We start from the raw sequence: 16,635 nt of genomic DNA, 5'->3' as shown, positions 1-16,635 counted from the left end.
ATTGCACGAAACCGGGCCGGCGTGCGCAACGCCGGCCCGGCCGACTGGAGAACCCTCGATGAAAATTTCCGTGCTCGTTCCGACCTACAGGCGTCCCGCCGACCTCGCGCGCTGCCTGCTGGCGCTGCAGCGTCAGCAGCGGCTGCCCGACGAGGTGATCGTGGTCGCGCGCCCGGAGGACGATGCCACGCACGAGCGCCTCGCCGACCCGTCGGTCGGCGGCATGCTGCCGCTGCGGATCGTGCCGGTCGACGTGCCGGGGCAGGTCGCCGCGCTGAACAAGGGGCTCGACTCGGCGAACGGCGACGTCGTCGCGATCACCGACGACGACGCGGCGCCGCGCGCCGACTGGCTCGCGCGCATCGAGGCCGTGTTCCTGGCCGACCCGCGCGTGGGCGCGGTCGGCGGCCGCGACTGGGTGCACGAGAAAGGCCGCGTGCTCGACGAGTCGCGCGAGCTCGTCGGCCAGCTCACGCTGTCCGGCAAGATCATCGGCAACCATCATCTGGGCGTCGGCGGCGCGCGCGAAGTCGACATGCTCAAGGGCGCGAACATGAGCTACCGCCGCGCCGCGATCGAACGTCTGCGCTTCGACACGCGGCTGCGCGGCGCCGGCGCGCAGGTGCACAACGACATGGGTTTCAGCATGCAGGTGCAGCGTGACGGCTGGACGCTCGTCTACGATCCGGCGATCGCGGTCGATCATTTTCCGGCCGAGCGTTTCGACGACGACCGGCGCGACGCCGCATCGCTCAATGCGATCAGCAACGGCGCGTACAACCTGCATTTGATCCTGCGCGAGCATCTGCCGCCGGTGCGGCGCGAGATCGCGTGGTGGTGGTGGACGCTGATCGGCACGCGCGTCTATCCGGGCTTCGCACATGTGCTGCTGTCGCTGCATACCGCGCGGCGCGAGCGCGTGCGCGAGCACTGGCGCGCGGTGCGCCGCGGCGCACGCGATGCGCGCCGCGCCGACCTTGCCCCCCATCGTGCGGCGATGCCGCCGGTGACGTCTTGAACGGGCTGCGCGCACGACGCGCGGCCATCCCCGGAGGGCTTGAAATGGTACGACCCCAACGCTCACTTTGTTCGCTGTCCCCCAAGGGGACGGTCAGCCTCCTTGGGGCGGTCCGGCGGAGGCTTGCATGAATTCCACGAAGGTTCACGTCCACCTGTTTTACGGCGCCGATCCGCGTACTTACCGGAAAGGCGAGAACATCGGCTGCCTGTACGGCTATCACCACGCGGAATCCGACGAATTCCGGCTGACCTATTCGCAGGACCGGCGCGAGAACCGCGTCGCGAGCCTCGCGCGCCGTGCGCTGAAGGCGGCGCTCGGCTTCGACGTCGTGCATGCGTGGCGCAATCGCGCCGCGTTGTTGAGCACCGACGTGATCTGGACGCACACGGAGCAGGAGCATCTCGCCGCCGCGCTGATCCTGAAGCTCGCCGGCGCACAGGGCAAGCGTCCGCTGCTGCTCGCGCAGAGCGTGTGGCTGTTCGACAAGTGGAACACGTTCGGCGGCCCGCGCCGCTGGCTGTACCGCAAGCTGCTCGCGCGCGCCGACGCGCTGACGACGCTCGCCCGCGACAACGCCGAGCTGTGCCGCCGCTTTCTCGGGCGCGAAGCCGAGTTCGTCTACTACGGGCTGAACACGCAGGACTTCCCGCCGACGGAGCCGCGGCAGTGGCAGCCGAACCGGCCGCTGCGGATCGCCGCGATCGGCAACGACCGCGATCGCGACTGGCGCACGTTTCTCGCCGCGTTCGGCGGCGACGAGCGCTACGACGTGCGGCTCGCGACGCGGCGCCGCGTGCCGCGCGAGTGGCATGCGCCGAACGTGAAGATCGGCTCGGCCTCGGGCCTCGCGAAGCAGCACGAACTGTACGCGTGGGCCGACGTGATCGTCGTGCCGCTGCGGCCGAACTTCCACGCGTCGGGCATCACCGTGATGCTCGAGGCGGCGGCGGTCGGCAAGCCGATGATCGTGTCCGACGTCGGCGGGCTCAGCGACTACTTCCCGCACGACACCGCCGCCTACGTGCCGGCGTTCGACGCGGCGGCGATGCGCCAGGCTGCCGATCGCTTCGTGGCCGATCCGGTCGCCGCGCTCGAATGCGCGCGTGCCGCGGCCGCGTGCCTGCGCGAGCGCGACCTGACCACGCAGGCGTTCGCCGAACAGCACGTGCGGATCACGCGCGACATGCTGCGCCGGCGTCGCACGCCGGCGGCGGCCGGTCACGCGATGCCGCTCGCGGATTCGCGCCCGTCGTCGCGGTGAGAGCGGATCGATGAGTACGATTGCCGCCGAACGCGCACCGTCGCGCAGCCGCAGCCGGTTGCCCGAACCGAAGCACTGGGTCGGGCAGGCCGGGCTGTGGACGTTTACCGCCGCGCTGATCGCCATTCACCAGGGCAAGGTGCTGACGCTCGCGTTTCCGGTGCTGGCGATCGCGGTCGGCATCTGGCTGTATTTCAAGAGCCCGGCGCGCTACGTCGGCTTCATGTGGTGGGTGTGGTTCCTGAGCCCCGAAGTGCGGCGTCTCGCCGACTGGTCGAAAGGCGCGTTCACGCCGACGAGCCTGATCCAGGTCGCGCCGCTCGCGGTGACGATGATCGCCGGGTTCGGGCTGCTCAGGCATTACCGCGTGCTCGCGCAGCGGCGCGGGATTCCCGTGCTGCTGATGCTGTTCGGGCTCACGTATGCGTATCTGGTCGGGATCGTGTCGAGCGGCGTGATGGCCGCGACCTACGACCTCGCAAACTGGGTGTACCCGGTGCTGATCGGCTTTCACATCATGGTCAACTCGCGCGACTATCCCGAGTACCGCGACGTGCTGTTGTCCACGTTCATGTGGGGCATGCTCGTGATGGGCGTGTACGGGGTCGTGCAGTACTTCGTGATGCCGCAGTGGGACGTGCTGTGGATGATCGGCTCGGACATGGGCTCGCAGGGCGAGCCGGTGCCGTATGGCGTCCGCGTCTTCAGTACGATGAACTCGTCGGGGCCGTTCGCGTTCGCGATCATGGGCGCGCTGGTGTTCGTGTTCGCGGCGCCGCAGAAGGTCCGCTGGTTCGCGGGCGCCGCCGGCTTCGTGTCGTTCGCGCTGTGTCTCGTGCGCTCGACCTGGGGCGGCTGGGTGATCGCGCTCGCGATCCAGCTCGTGCAGTCGAGCAACCGTGTGCGGATGCGGATCCTGATCAGCGGTGTCGTGCTGGTCGGGCTGTGCGTGCCGCTGCTGACCGTCGGGCCGGTGGCCGACCGGCTCGGCGCGCGCCTGCAGTCGATCACGAACCTGAAGGACGACCGCAGCTACGACGACCGCAACAAGTTCTACGCGACCTTCGCGCAAACGGCGTTCACCGACGTCGCCGGCGAGGGGATGGGCGCGACCGGCGCGTCCACCAAGCTGTCGAGCGACAGCGGCGAGCTCGGCAAGTACGGCAGCTTCGACAGCGGCGTGATGAACGTGCCGTTCGTGCTCGGCTGGCCCGGCACGCTGCTGTACCTGTCGGGCGTGGTGATGCTGCTCGCCCGCACGCTGCGCGCGGCGTTCAAGCTGCGCAAGGACAAGTTCGTCGGCGCATGCCTGAGCCTGTGCCTGTCGGTGTTCGCGATGCTCGTGTTCACGAACTCGCTGATCGGCACGGGCGGCCTGCTGCTGTTCACGGCCATTTTTTCAATACTATCCGCGGCGCACTGGCAGAAGGCACAGCGCCTGCTGGCCGCCGCGCGTTCACGGGGAGGCGACCATTGAGAATCGCGATCGTCACGCACGTCGTGCGACATAACGACGGGCAGGGCCGCGTCAATTACGAAATCGCGCGCGCGGCGCTGGCCGAAGACTACGAGGTCACGCTGGTCGCGTCGCATGTCGCGCCCGAGTTGTTGGCCGACCCGCGCGTGCGCTGGGTGCCGGTGAAGGTCGGCGGCTTCTGGCCGTCGAATCTCGTCAAGCAGCAGGTGTTCGCGCTGAAGAGCGCGTGGTGGCTGCGCGCGCATCGCGGCGAGTACGACGTGCTGCACGTGAACGGTTTCATTTCGTGGATCAAGGCCGACGTGAATACCGCGCACTTCGTGCACGGCGGCTGGTTCAAGAGCCCGTATTACCCATTCGGGCTGACGAAGGGGCTGTGGTCGGCGTACCAGTACGTCTACACGCGCGTGAATACGGCGCTCGAGCGCTGGGCGTACCGGCGTTCGCGCGCGATCACGGCCGTGTCGCAGAAGGTGGCCGACGAGATCGCCGGGCTCGGCATCGACAGCGGCAAGATCAGCGTGATCTACAACGGCGTCGACGGCAGCGCGTTCGCGGGCGCGCAGGCCGATCGCGCGGCGTTCAAGCTGCCGGACGATGCGTTCCTGCTGCTGTTCGTCGGCGATCTGCGCACGCCGCGCAAGAACCTCGGCACCGTGCTGAAGGCGCTGACGAAGCTGCCGGCGAACGTCCATCTCGCGGTGGCCGGTTATCTGCCCGGCAGCCCGTATCCGGACGAGGCGCGCGCGCTCGGCATCGATTCGCGCGTGCATTTCCTCGGTCTCGTGAAGAACATGCCGACGCTGATGCGCTCGGTCGACGCATACGTGTTTCCGTCGCGCTACGAAGCGATGAGCCTGTCGCTGCTCGAGGCGATGGCGGCCGGGCTGCCGGTCGTCACCGCGCGCACCGCTGGCGGCGCGGAAATCATCACGCGCGACTGCGGGATCGTGCTGGAGGACCCCGACGATCCGGCCGCGCTCGCGCAGGCGATCGGCTCGCTCGCGGCGTCGCGCGACACCTGCCGCGCGATGGGCGACGCGGCCCGCGAACTGATGACCCGTTTCGGCTGGGCCCACATGGGCGCCCAGTATGTCGCGCTCTACCGGCGCATCGGCCAACCCTCGCAGCCGTCCGCGTTCGAGCGGGTCGAGCATGCGGTTACGCAGGAGCAGTCGTAATGTCCCAATCTTCCCGGCCGATCAAATCGTTGCAGATCGGCATGCACTGGTTCCCCGAACGCGCGGGCGGCCTCGACCGGATGTACTACTCGCTCGTCGGCGCGCTGCCCGGTGCGGGCGTCGAGGTGCGCGGGCTCGTCGCCGGCTCGCCGAAGGTCGCCGACGACACGGGCGGCGCGATCCAGGGCTTCGGGCCCGCGTCGCAGCCGCTCGCGCGCCGCATGCTCGCCGCGCGCCGCGCGTTGCGCGACGAGATTCGCAGCGAGCGGCCGGACGTGATTTCGTCGCACTTCGCGCTGTACACGTTTCCGGGGCTCGACGTGACGCGCGGGATTCCGCAGGTGTCGCATTTCCAGGGGCCGTGGGCCGACGAAAGCCAGGTCGAGGGCGCCGCGTCGCTCGGGCAGCGCGCGAAGCGCTATCTCGAACAGGCCGTCTATACGCGCTCGTCGCGCCTGATCGTGCTGTCGCAGGCGTTCGGCCAGATCCTGACGAACCGCTACGGCATCGATCCGTCGCGCGTGCGCGTGATTCCCGGCTGCGTCGATACCGCGCAGTTCGATACACCGCTGACGCCGGCCGAGGCGCGGCACAAGCTGCAACTGCCGCAGGACCGGCCGATCGTGCTGGCCGTGCGCCGGCTCGTGCGGCGCATGGGGCTGGAAGACCTGATCGACGCGATCGGTCTCGTCAAGCACCGTCACCCGGACGTGCTGCTGCTGATCGCCGGCAAGGGCAAGATCGGCGAGGAACTGCAGCAGCGCATCGACGACGCGGGGCTGCAGGACAACGTGAAACTGCTCGGGTTCGTGCCCGACAATCATCTCGCGGCGCTGTACCGCGCGGCGACGGTCAGCGTGGTGCCGACGGTCGCGCTCGAAGGCTTCGGGCTGATCACGGTCGAATCGCTGGCGTCCGGCACGCCGGTGCTGGTGACGCCGGTCGGCGGGCTGCCGGAGGCGGTGGCCGGGTTGTCCAGCGATCTCGTGCTGCCGTCGACGGGCGCGGATGCGATCGCGGAAGGGCTCGGCGGCGCGCTGTCGGGCGCGATCACGTTGCCGGACGAGGCCGCGTGCAAGCGCTACGCGCGCGACCATTTCGACAACGCGGTGATCGCGCGACGCGTCGCCGGCGTGTACGAAGAGGCGATCCAGGCGGCGGGGTAAGCGAACGCGGCACGCCGCCGCGACGGTCGGGCCGGCGCACGCGCATGCGTCCGGTCCGCATGCCGGCCGCCCGAACGGGGCGAGCCGGTTTTTTCGTTCTGTGCGAGGCACGCCGCGCTCCGTGCTCGACACGTCGCCACGCGTCATGCACGCCTGAACGTTACGGCCCAGACGGCGAATGCAACCACGCTGACCGCCGCGCCGAGCCCGCAGACGCCGATCCATCCGGCGTGCGCATACATCATCGTCGACGCAATCGCGCCGAGCCCGCTGCCGACCGAATAGAACAGCATGTAGCAACCGACGAGGCGGGCATGCGCATCGGGCCGCGCGCCGAGGATCATGCTCTGGTTCACGACGTGGACGGCCTGCCCGCCGACGTCGAGCAGCACGATGCCGACGACCAGCAGCGCGATCGACGTACCGGCGAACGCGAGCGGCAGCCACGAGAGCGCGAGCAGCGCGAGGGCGGCGCCGGTCGTGGCTTCGCCGAGGCCGCGATCCGCGAGCCGGCCCGCGCGCGCGGCGGCGGCCGCACCCAGCGCGCCGACCAGACCGAATGCGCCGATCTGCGTATGCGACATCGCATGCGGCGGCGCGCTCAGCGGCAGCACGAGCGCGCTCCAGAAGATGCTGAACGCCGCGAACATCAGCAGTGCGATTGCCCCGCGCACACGCAGCACGCGCTCGTTGCGCAGCAGCGTGACCATCGAACCGAGCAGCGCCGCGTAGCCGATGCGCTCGCGCGGCGCGCAGGCATCGGGCAACAGCCGTGCCAGCGCGACCAGCATCGCGATCGCGAGCGCGCCCGACACCAGATAAACCGCGCGCCAGCCGGCGACATCCGTGACGACACCCGCGAGCGAGCGCGCGGCGAGCAGGCCGATCACGACGCCGCCCTGCGCCGCGCCGACCACGCGGCCGCGCTCACCGGCGCCCGCAAGCGCGGCCGAGCAGGCGATCAGCCCCTGCGTCATCGCGGTGCCGAGCAGCCCGACCGCGACCATGCCCGCCAGCAATGCGATGCGCGTCGACGAGGCGGCCACGCCGATGCATGCCGCCGTCAGCAGCAGAAGTTGAACGGCGATCAGGCGTTTGCGGTTCAGCAGGTCGCCGAGCGGCACGACGAACAGCAGCGCGAGCGCGCAGCCGAGCTGCGTCGCGGTGATGACACCGCCGACCGCCGCCTGCGATACGCCGAAGTCATGTGCGATCGAGTCGAGCAGCGGCTGTGCGTAGTACACGTTCGCGACGCTCGCCGCGCAGCACACGGCCAGCAGCGCGACGAGCGCCGTCGGCACGCGTGACACGGCGCCCGGACGAGCGGCGCGTGACGTCGCGTTCGACGCGACCGTTCCTGAACAGGACGATTCCATGGGGGGCCTCACGCTCGCTCAAGTAGTTGCAATTTGAAACCAGTGTGAGTGTAGGAAAAGTGGTTTTAAAATGCAACCTGTGTGACGGCGGGCGACGGGCCCGCGCACGGACGGCCGGCGGCCCGCGAAGGCGCCGGCGCGACAGCGGAGAGCAATATGGCCAGGCAGAAAAGTCTCGCGGATTCGCCGTGCCCGGTGGCACGGGCGACCGATATCGTCGGCGATCGCTGGGCGTTGCTGATCGTGCGCGACGCGTTCGACGGCGTGCGCCGGTTCGGCGATTTCCGCGCAAGCCTCGGCGTCGCGAGCAACATCCTGTCGGACCGGCTCAGGATGCTGGTGGACGCCGGCGTATTCGAAGTCGTGCCCGCGTCGGACGGCAGCGCGTATCAGGAATACGCGTTGACGAAGAAGGGCGAGGGGCTGTTTCCGGTGATCGTGATGTTGCGGCAGTGGGGCGAGGCGAACCTGTTCGAGCGCGGCGAGCCGCATTCTGTGCTGGTCGAGCGCAAGACCGGCCGCGCGATCCGCAAGCTCGCGCTTCGGCACGACGACGGCCGGCCGCTGAAGGCGGCGGAGACGGTCGTGCGGAAAGTGGGCGACGAGGGGGGCGGGACGCGCGCGTGAGCGCTCAGTGCCGCTCGCCGCGCCAGCGCCCGGGCGCGACGCCGAAGCGCTTCGTGAAAGCGTGCGTGAAGGTGCTCTGGTCGGCGAAGCCGACCATGCCGGCGATGTCGACGAGCGGATGGCGGCCGTCCGCGAGCAGCACGACGGCGGCGTCGAGCCGCAGCCGCTGCAGGTAGCGATGCGGGGTTTCGCCGAACGCGTCGACGAACAGTTGATGAAAGCGGCGCATCCCGTAGCCGCAGTGCGCGGCGAGATCGGCGATGCGCAGCGGTTCCGCGAGCCGCGCGCGCAGCCAGCGGTCGATGCGCGCGAAATCCAGGCCCGCCGCGGGCGCGGCGAGGCCGGCATCGTCGAGCAGCGCGTCGCATAGTCGCGCGGCGGCCTGCCACTGGAAGCGATGCGCGCGCCGCGTGTCGCCGGCCGTCCCGTCGAGTTGCGCGGCCGCCGCCGCGACCTGCGCGACGAGCGACGTCAGCGCCGGGTCGATCGACACGGCACGCGCGCTGTCGAACAGCCGCCGCGGCACCGCGAGCGACGCGGCGGGCAAGTCGAGCACGAGCTGGCGATTGTCGCCGAGGCCCGCGTAATCGTGGCGCGCGCCGGCCGGAATCAGCCACGCCGCGTGCCGGTCGATGCGCTGGCCGACGCCATCCACCGCCATCACCATCGCGCCGTCGACGCCGATCACGACCTGGTGAAAGTCGTGCACGTCGGATGCTTCGCACGTGTCGTAACGGCGCAGCGCGATGGCGGGAGACGGGATGCGTTCCATCGGAAGGACGTCGGCCGGCGGCGTCGTCAGATGGCGAGCAGTTCGACTTCGAACACGAGCGTCGCGTTCGGGGGGATCACGCCGCCTGCGCCGCGCGGGCCGTAGCCGAGTTGCGGCGGGATCGTCAGGCGACGCACGCCGCCGACCTTCATGCCCTGCACGCCTTCGTCCCAGCCCTTGATGACCATGCCGCCGCCGAGCACGAACGCGAACGGGTCGTTGCGGTCCTTGCTCGAGTCGAATTTCTGACCGTCGGTCAGCCAGCCCGTGTAGTGGACGCTGACGGTCTGGCCGGCTTGCGCCTGTGCGCCGGTGCCTTCGGTCAGATCTTCGATTTTGAGGCCCGATGCGGTCGTGGTGACGGACATGACTTCTCCTGAAAAGGGGGTGGGTAAAACCGCTATTGTAGGCGAGCGGGCAGGGGGCTGCCGTACGTGGCGAGCGCCCGTCCGCGTGCCGATCGCGAGTCGGTCGCGGCGGTCTTCGCAGAGCCCGCCCGATACGCCAATGGAACGCGCGTTTGAATTTTTCGCGAACCGGAGCGACGGGGGTTGCACCGCGCGAACGGGGCACGCGTATGAATCGGTGCCGCCCGGCTGCTCGGCGTCACGTCGAGCGCCACCGCGCGATCCCGTGAAACGCCCGTCGCGCGGCGTTTTCGTGCCGATTTCGGCGCGTGCGCGCGCCGCCCGGCTGGCGGTCCCTTACCGGCATGCGCGTTCGAATCGCGGCACGCGCGAACGCCGCTCGAACGTCGCTTTTTCCGCGCTGCCGACCGTGCCCTGTTTGGAAGCGCGCGTCTACCGCGCGGCTTGCGCGCGGCGCCGGCCGGCGCCTATCTTTACAGTTATCGATGTCAAGATTTGGGCGTTGCGCGATGCGCTGCCCGGGCCCGCGCCGACAAGGCCGCGACGGCTGCCGGGCCGCCCGAAAACCAGGAGAACGACGAACATGAAGTCAGCCGCTTCCGCCACCGCCGCCGAGGTGATGCCGGTGCGCCGCGACCTGCGCTTCGACCTGCCGGTCGAACGCGCGAAGGACTGGCATGGGCTCGGCCCGCACGTGACCCACTTCTTCAATGCGCTGTCTCTGCTGTTTCCGGCCGGCGAACGCTTTTTCATGGATTCGGTGCGCAATTATCGCGACCGGATCGACGACCCGGTGCTCAAGCGGCAGGTGCTCGGCTTCATTGGCCAGGAGGCGATGCATACGCGCGAGCACGTCGAATACAACGAGCTGATGCAGGCCAACCGCCTGCCCGCGCGCAAGCTCGACAAGCGCGTGTGGACGGTGCTCGGCTTCGTGAAGCGCACGCTGCCGCATTCGGTGCAGCTCGCGCACACGGTCGCCGCCGAACACTACACGGCGATGCTGGCGGACTGGCTCCTGCGCGACCCGACGCGCCTGGACGGCTCGGTCGAAGGTTACCGGCAGATGTGGCTGTGGCATGCGCTCGAGGAAACCGAGCACAAGGCCGTGTCCTACGACGTGTGGAACGCCGTGATGAAACCGGGCCCGCGCCGCTACCTGATCCGCGTCGGCGTGTACCTGGTGACGACGCTGACGTTCTGGCCGACCGTGTTCCTGATGCACGTGACGCTGCTGTCGCGCGATCGCGACATCAGGCATCGCATGCGCGGCATGCTGCGCATGATGGCATTCCTGTACGGGCCGCGCCGCGGGCTGTTCCCGCGCATCGCGGGTGAATGGCTGAGCTTTTTCCGGCCGGGCTTCCATCCGTGGGACCACGACAACCGCCACCATCTCGCGCGCGTCGACGCGCTCGTCGCCGCCTACGGCGAACACGACGGCGCGTCGGCCGGACGCGGCCGCGCCAACGCACTCGCGCCGCTCGCATCGGGGCGCTGACGCCGCCGCGCCATGCGGCACGTGTTGCGTTCGTGCATCAACCCCACTTCTTCCGACGATTGACTGGCGTCAAGCGGAAAACGGTTGCGCGAGCGGGCGCCGGTACGGCCGCCGCGGCCGCGCCGGCGCCTGCCGCCGGTCCGATTCCTCGTGCCCGGCGTCGCGTGGCGCACCGGCGCGCCCGCACCGGCGCGGCTTCGCGCGCCCGCAACCCGTACGGCCGTGGCTTCGCACCCGCCGCGCCACCGGGATATCACCCATCTAGCCGCGCGTCGGCGGCACCGATATACCGTTCATGAAAGGATCCGCCCGGCGCGCGATTATTGCCCGGGGGGATTTTATTCGGACGGAAATGCGGCCAATATGTCGGTTCGATCGAGGTCCTTCGGATGCGGCGGCGAGCCGGCGCACGATACCAACGCCAAGCGGGGAACAACGATGGTTGCAAGGTCACCCGACGCAAGCGGGACGACGGCGTCCGAGATGCCGCTCGTGTCCGTTACCGCTCCCGAGGCCGGACGCAAGCTGTTCGTGATCATGCGTTCGCCGGACGAGCCGTTGCTGGCGCAACTGCGCGAGCTCGGCTGGGACATCTCCGTCGCGAAGACGGCCGGCGCCGCGCAGAACATGACGTCCGGCGTGAACGTCGCCGCCGGGCTCGTCGATTTCTCGGGCTTCACGTCGCGCGACTATCCCGCGCTGAAGGCGTGCCTCAGCCAGCCGGCGATCGGCTGGATTTCCGTCGCGCAGGCCGGCATCACGATCGGCGTTGCCGTGCGCGAGCTGATCCGCAGCTACTGTTTCGATTACGTGACGCTGCCGTTGCCGTACGAATGGATTTCGCACGTGCTCGGCCACGCGCGCGGGATGGCCGCGCTCGATCGCGTCGACGGCGCGGCGTACGCGGCGTCGATCGGCGAGCACGGGATGATCGGCAACTGCGAAGCGATGCAGCAGCTGTTCAGCACGATCCGCAAGGTCGCGAAAACGGACGCGAGCGTGTTCATCTCCGGCGAGTCGGGCACCGGCAAGGAGCTGACGGCACTCGCGATCCACGAGCGCTCGGCGCGCGGCAAGGGGCCGTTCGTCGCGATCAACTGCGGCGCGATTCCGCATCACCTGCTGCAGTCGGAACTGTTCGGGTACGAGCGCGGCGCATTCACCGGGGCGAACCAGCGGCGCGCGGGCCGGATCGAATCCGCGAACGGCGGCACGCTGTTTCTCGACGAAATCGGCGACATGCCGGTCGAAAGCCAGGCGAGCCTGCTGCGCTTCCTGCAGGAAGGGAAGATCGAGCGCCTCGGCGGCCAGGAGTCGATTCCGGTCGACGTGCGGATCATCTCGGCGACGCACGTGGATCTCGACGGCGCGGTCGAAGCCGGACGCTTCCGCGCGGACCTCTATCACCGGCTCTGCGTGCTGCGCATTCACGAGCCGCCGCTGCGCGCGCGCGGCAAGGACATCGACATCCTCGCGCATTACGTGCTGCAGAAATACAAGGCCGACAGCGGCCGCAAGATCAGCGGCTTCACGTCGGCCGCGCTCGACGCGATGCGCCGCTACGAGTGGCCCGGCAACGTGCGCGAGCTGATCAACCGGGTGCGCCGCGCGATCGTGATGGCCGAGAGCCGGCTGCTGACGCCGCACGATCTCGGGCTCGATGTCCCGGGCGAAACGGAGCCCGTGACGCTCGAGCAGGCGCGTTCGCTCGCCGAGCGCACCGCGATCGAAAACGCGTTGCTGCGCAACGATCACCGGATCAACAAGGCCGCCGCCGAACTCGGCATCTCGCGCGTCACGCTTTACCGGATGATGATCGAGCACGGGCTCAACGACCACGACAACAACGGCGACAACGGCGGAAAGGACGGCGCGCCGCCGGACGACGCCGACCATCAGCGAGTCGGCTGAACGGCGGCGGGAAGCGTCCGCGGTCGTCCCGTGCGCGGGCGGCCGGCGCCATGTAAAGCGCGTGAAACGTTTCCTGCCGGCGGCCGCCAAAATCGCCCCTGCAAACGCCCGCGGCGGCGTGCCGCCCGCGCCGGGAAAATTTTCCGGATCGTCCGCGCGCCTTGTCCGGCAAGGCGTCGCCGTCACACGGGCGCGCCCGCCTGCGCCCGCCATGTTTCAGTTTCGCAACGTCCTGCCTGTCCCGCCCGTTCCGGCCGCGGGCTTGTCCGACGAAAGCCTTGTGCGGCCGGCCCGGAACGAAGCTGGCCCGCTCCTTGCGGCGTTTGAGGTGCGAAAGTCGACGACGTGGCATCCGGCCGGTTCGGCAGCGAACCATGCGAGGACCGGCAAGGACGCAGTCCGGGGGATGACCGGACGGACGGGCAGCACAGCCCTGCTCCGAACGGCATGGGCCGTCGTCGACGGATCGTCGGGGCGCCGGCATTGTCCGGTTGCCGGTACAAGCTACGGATCGAATACGGGGTAGAAAAATGACGAACGATCGCCACACGCCGCGGCCGGCAGGCCGCGATCGAAGTGATTCGACCCATCGCCGGTCGACCGCGCATCTTGCTGCCGGCCGGCATGCGTCGACAGGCCATCTCTCCGCGCCCGGTGCGAGGCGGATCCGGCTGATACCCGGTCATCCGCGCCGGGCCGGCGCTTTCTCGCTCGCCAACCCGATCCGCATGGGGATGTGCACGCGGGCACCGGTCCCCCGGCGCCCGATCTTCGCTTATTGACGACGTCGAGCGCCTGCGGTCGCCAGCGCAGGCGATCCGTTTGCAATGCGAATGACGTGCCGCGTCCGGATGCGCGATACGGACGACGAACCGGCGCGACGGCGAACGTCAGGGAGGCGTCGCCGTCCGGCGAGCAGGGGAGGGGCGGTCAGGCCGCGCGCGACGGGCATCGCACCCGTGCGCGCGCGGCACCGCTTCAGCCGCCGTAGATGTCGAAGTCGAAGTACTTCGACGCGAGCCGCTTGTACGTGCCGTCCTTGACCATGTCGAGGATCGCGCGATCGATCTTCGCCTTCAGGTCGGTATCTTCCTTGCGCAGCCCGATGCCGGCGCCGATGCCGAGCACCTTCTCGTCGACGAGTTCGGGCCCGACGAACTGGTAGCCCGCGCCGCGCGGCGACTTCAGGAACCCGATCGCGGCCTGCACCTCGTCCTGCAGCGCGGCGTCGAGGCGGCCCGACGTCAGGTCCGCATACACGCCGTCCTGATTCTGGTACGACACGACGTTCGCACCCTGCTTCGCCCAGTAGGCCTTCGCATACGCTTCCTGCGTCGTGCCCTGTTCGACGCCGATCGACTTGCCCTTCAGCGATTCGGCCGTCGGCAGCAGCGGCGAGCCCTTCTTCACGACGAGCCGCGTCGGCTGGTTGTAGATCTTCGTCGTGAAGCCGATCTGTTCCGCGCGCTGCGGCGTGATCGACATCGACGACAGCACAGCGTCGAACTTCTTCGCCTTCAGCGCGGGAATCATCCCGTCGAAATCGTTCTCGAGCCACACGCACTTCGCCTTCAGCCGCGCGCAGATCTCGTTGCCGAGGTCGATGTCGAAGCCGACGAGCTTGCCGTCGGGCGCCTTCGATTCGAACGGCGCGTAGCTGGCGTCGGTGCCGAAGCGCAGCGTGGTCCAGTCCTTCGCGACGGCGGGGCCTGCCGATACCGCGAGCAGGGCGATCGAAACGGCGGCAATCAGTCTCTTCATGGTGGTTCCTTGGCGTGGTCTATCCGGTTCTGGGCGACACGGTTGCTGCGGGGACGCACCGCGTCCCGGTGCGCCGTCCGCACGGTCATTAACGCAGAAAATAAAATCGCAGTCCAGAATGGACAAAAAATATCGATCCTTCGGACGGAATACCGACGCGGTGGGGGACGACCCTTGCAAAAATACGAAAATGGACTAATCTTGTTAGTAAATTCGTTTCGAGACTAACGATCATGTCACAGCCCGCCTTCGATCCGCATTCCGCCCCGCGGCAGGCCTCGGTCGCGCAGATGTCGGCGGCCGGCCTGCGCGCATTCTTCAACATCGCGCGCGACTGGGAGCTGACGATCGACGAACAGATCGTGCTGCTCGGGTCGCCCGGCCGCTCGACGTTCTTCAAGTGGAAGGCCGCGCCGGAATCGGCGCGCCTGCCGCGCGATACGCTCGAGCGGTTATCGTTGCTGCTCGGCATCTACAAGGCGCTGCAGATCCTGCTGCCGCAGCCGGCCGCGGCCGACACCTGGGTCAAGCGGCCCAACGACGCCGCGCCGTTCGGCGGCAAGCGCGCGCTCGACCGCATGCTCGCCGGCAACGTCGGCGACCTGGTTGCCGTGCGTCAATATCTCGACGCGATGCGGGGTGGCTGGGCGTGACGATGCCGATCGAAGCAGTCCAACACTGGCCCATGACCGTCGTCGATTGGGCACCTGCCTATCGCGTGATTCCCACCCGTTTTCCGGCCATCAACCTGTTCGACCGCGTCGCGTCCGCCGAGGATTTCGACGCGCTGTACGCGCTCGAATCGCTGACCAACGACCGCATCCGCAACGAAGTCGGCACGCTCGAACTCGTGCCGCCGGCCGAGCGCCGCTACGGCCAGGGCTGGGGGCCGATCATGGCCGCGTTCACGCACCTGAATCCGCAGGGCAGCCGCTTTTCCGACGGCAGCTACGGCGTGTTCTACTGCGGGCGGTCGCGCGATACGGCGATCGCCGAGACGCGCTATCACAGCGGGCTGTTCCTGGCCGCGACGAAGGAGGCGCCGATGCGCCAGCAGATGCGGCTGTACACGGTGTACGCGCAGGGCGACGTCGCCGACGTGCGCACGTGGCCGCAGCGCAGCCCGGGGCTGCTCGATCCGCTCGACTACGGCGCCGGGCAGGCGTTCGGCCGTGCAGTGCGCAGCGCGGGCGGCGCGGGGATCGTCTATCCGTCGGTGCGCGACCCGCGCGGCGAGTGTCTCGCGGCGTTCCGCACGACGGTGCTGCGCGACTGCCATCACGCGGCGTATCTCGAATACAACTGGAACGGTTCCGCGATCGATGCGGTGTTCGAATTGAACCAGGTCGGCTAGCCCGCGCGCTGCCCGCGCACGCAAACGCCTGCGGTTGGGGCACGCCATGAACGCTGCGGGCCTCAGGCCCGTTATCGGCGTGAACAGGCCTCAAGGCAGCGGCAGGTCGCCCGCGTGACGTGCGCGCGCGTCGGCCTGGGTGAGCGACCATGTCTCGCCCGTGCGCGGCTCGACGATCGTCAGGCGTCCGGACGGTGCGAACGCGCCGGTGTCGATGAACCATTGCGCGCCGATGCGCTGCGGCGCGCGCACCGGCGTGTGGCCGGTGCAGGTCAGCGACAGGCCTGCCTGCCGGGCCGGGTCGGCGAGCCCCTGCACCAGGTCGCGCCCCCAGATCAGCCGCTCGCGCACGTCGGGCGAATAGCTGCCCGCGTCGAGTTCGGCGTCCGGGCCGAAGAATTCCGCATGCAGCACGTTGAAGCGCGCGGGGCCGTCGCCGATCACGCGCACGAGCGGCAGCGCGTCGACGCGTGCCGCATGCGCGTGCAGCCGTTCCGGCGGGAGATCGGCGCCCCAGTCGCCGCCGATTCCGCGCCACGCGTCGGGCGACAGCTTGCCGCGCGACACGAGGCTCAGCACTTCTTCGTGATTGCCGCGCACCACGTGGCACCACGGGCGGTCGAGCAGCTCGAGCGCGGTTTCGGAGGCGGGGCCGCGATCGACGAGATCGCCGACCGAAAACAGCCGGTCGCGAGCTGGGTCGAAGCCGATGTCGTGCAGCAGCGCGCGCAGCACATCCACGCAACCGTGCAGATCGCCGACGACGAAGTCGCGGCCGGCCGCGTTCGCGGGATGATGGCAGAGGACGGGAGTCATCCCGATATCTTAGGCGCTCACGCCCATCGCAACGTCATGCAGG

General features: G+C 69.1%; 15 protein-coding genes. 10 read left to right on the top strand and 5 right to left on the bottom strand.

Translation table 11 applies throughout. The features are described 5' to 3' along the window. The first annotated feature begins 58 nt into the window (after positions 1-58). From WS49_RS18595 to WS49_RS18575, 5 genes are all read left to right on the top strand, one after another. On the top strand, positions 59-1,018 hold the full coding sequence (locus WS49_RS18595) for a glycosyltransferase family 2 protein (protein ID WP_059531589.1): 960 nt from the start codon (positions 59-61) through the stop codon (positions 1,016-1,018). Between the two features lie 127 nt (positions 1,019-1,145). Further along, on the top strand, positions 1,146-2,282 hold the full coding sequence (locus tag WS49_RS18590; RefSeq protein WP_059531586.1) for a glycosyltransferase family 4 protein: 1,137 nt from the start codon (positions 1,146-1,148) through the stop codon (positions 2,280-2,282). 10 nt (positions 2,283-2,292) lie between these two features. After that, positions 2,293-3,759, top strand: a complete 1,467-nt coding sequence (locus tag WS49_RS18585) for an O-antigen ligase family protein (RefSeq protein WP_059531583.1) — start codon at positions 2,293-2,295, stop codon at positions 3,757-3,759. Next, on the top strand, positions 3,756-4,940 hold the full coding sequence (locus WS49_RS18580) for a glycosyltransferase family 4 protein (protein WP_059531577.1): 1,185 nt from the start codon (positions 3,756-3,758) through the stop codon (positions 4,938-4,940). Before WS49_RS18585 ends, WS49_RS18580 begins: the two co-directional genes overlap by 4 nt. Beyond that, positions 4,940-6,106, top strand: a complete 1,167-nt coding sequence (locus tag WS49_RS18575; protein ID WP_059531574.1) for a glycosyltransferase family 4 protein — start codon at positions 4,940-4,942, stop codon at positions 6,104-6,106. Before WS49_RS18580 ends, WS49_RS18575 begins: the two co-directional genes overlap by 1 nt. Positions 6,107-6,249: 143 nt before the next feature. Here the strand turns inward: WS49_RS18575 and WS49_RS18570 are convergent, their stop codons facing one another. Next, complete coding sequence (locus tag WS49_RS18570) at positions 6,250-7,482, bottom strand: MFS transporter (protein ID WP_059531570.1); 1,233 nt, start codon at positions 7,480-7,482, stop codon at positions 6,250-6,252. Between the two features lie 156 nt (positions 7,483-7,638). Here WS49_RS18570 and WS49_RS18565 point away from each other — a divergent pair, with 156 nt between their 5' ends. Continuing rightward, positions 7,639-8,109, top strand: a complete 471-nt coding sequence (locus WS49_RS18565) for a winged helix-turn-helix transcriptional regulator (RefSeq protein WP_059532386.1) — start codon at positions 7,639-7,641, stop codon at positions 8,107-8,109. 4 nt (positions 8,110-8,113) lie between these two features. Here the strand turns inward: WS49_RS18565 and WS49_RS18560 are convergent, their stop codons facing one another. Further along, positions 8,114-8,881, bottom strand: a complete 768-nt coding sequence (locus WS49_RS18560; RefSeq protein WP_059531567.1) for an AraC family transcriptional regulator — start codon at positions 8,879-8,881, stop codon at positions 8,114-8,116. 26 nt (positions 8,882-8,907) lie between these two features. After that, positions 8,908-9,249: an FKBP-type peptidyl-prolyl cis-trans isomerase gene (locus WS49_RS18555; protein ID WP_059531564.1), complete on the bottom strand. Its 342-nt coding sequence runs from the start codon at positions 9,247-9,249 to the stop codon at positions 8,908-8,910. Positions 9,250-9,832: 583 nt separating this feature from the next. On the opposite strand from WS49_RS18555, the gene WS49_RS18550 reads away from it, so the two are divergent. After that, positions 9,833-10,750, top strand: a complete 918-nt coding sequence (locus WS49_RS18550; RefSeq protein ID WP_059532385.1) for a metal-dependent hydrolase — start codon at positions 9,833-9,835, stop codon at positions 10,748-10,750. 438 nt (positions 10,751-11,188) lie between these two features. Beyond that, complete coding sequence (locus WS49_RS18545; protein WP_059531561.1) at positions 11,189-12,661, top strand: sigma-54 dependent transcriptional regulator; 1,473 nt, start codon at positions 11,189-11,191, stop codon at positions 12,659-12,661. A 978-nt stretch (positions 12,662-13,639) separates the two neighbouring features. Here WS49_RS18545 and WS49_RS18540 read toward each other — a convergent pair. Continuing rightward, positions 13,640-14,422 (bottom strand): ABC transporter substrate-binding protein, encoded by a 783-nt coding sequence (locus WS49_RS18540; protein WP_059466532.1) that lies wholly within the window; start codon positions 14,420-14,422, stop codon positions 13,640-13,642. Positions 14,423-14,655: 233 nt separating this feature from the next. Here WS49_RS18540 and WS49_RS18535 point away from each other — a divergent pair, with 233 nt between their 5' ends. Both WS49_RS18535 and WS49_RS18530 read left to right on the top strand, forming a co-directional pair. Further along, entirely contained in the window at positions 14,656-15,075 is a 420-nt protein-coding gene (locus WS49_RS18535; protein WP_059531557.1) for an MbcA/ParS/Xre antitoxin family protein, read from the top strand. Between the two features lie 2 nt (positions 15,076-15,077). Continuing rightward, a complete protein-coding gene (locus WS49_RS18530) occupies positions 15,078-15,776 on the top strand; it encodes an RES family NAD+ phosphorylase (RefSeq protein WP_059531554.1) in 699 nt (232 codons plus the stop codon). A 90-nt stretch (positions 15,777-15,866) separates the two neighbouring features. Here WS49_RS18530 and WS49_RS18525 read toward each other — a convergent pair whose 3' ends face one another. Further along, positions 15,867-16,592 (bottom strand): metallophosphoesterase, encoded by a 726-nt coding sequence (locus tag WS49_RS18525; protein ID WP_059531552.1) that lies wholly within the window; start codon positions 16,590-16,592, stop codon positions 15,867-15,869. Positions 16,593-16,635: the final 43 nt, after the last annotated feature.

The organism is Burkholderia sp. RF7-non_BP4 (assembly GCF_001521935.1).
GTDB classification, from domain to species: domain Bacteria; phylum Pseudomonadota; class Gammaproteobacteria; order Burkholderiales; family Burkholderiaceae; genus Burkholderia; species Burkholderia diffusa.
The sequence above is the reverse complement of the archived record's forward strand: the minus strand, read 5'-3'. Positions and strand labels throughout refer to the sequence as shown.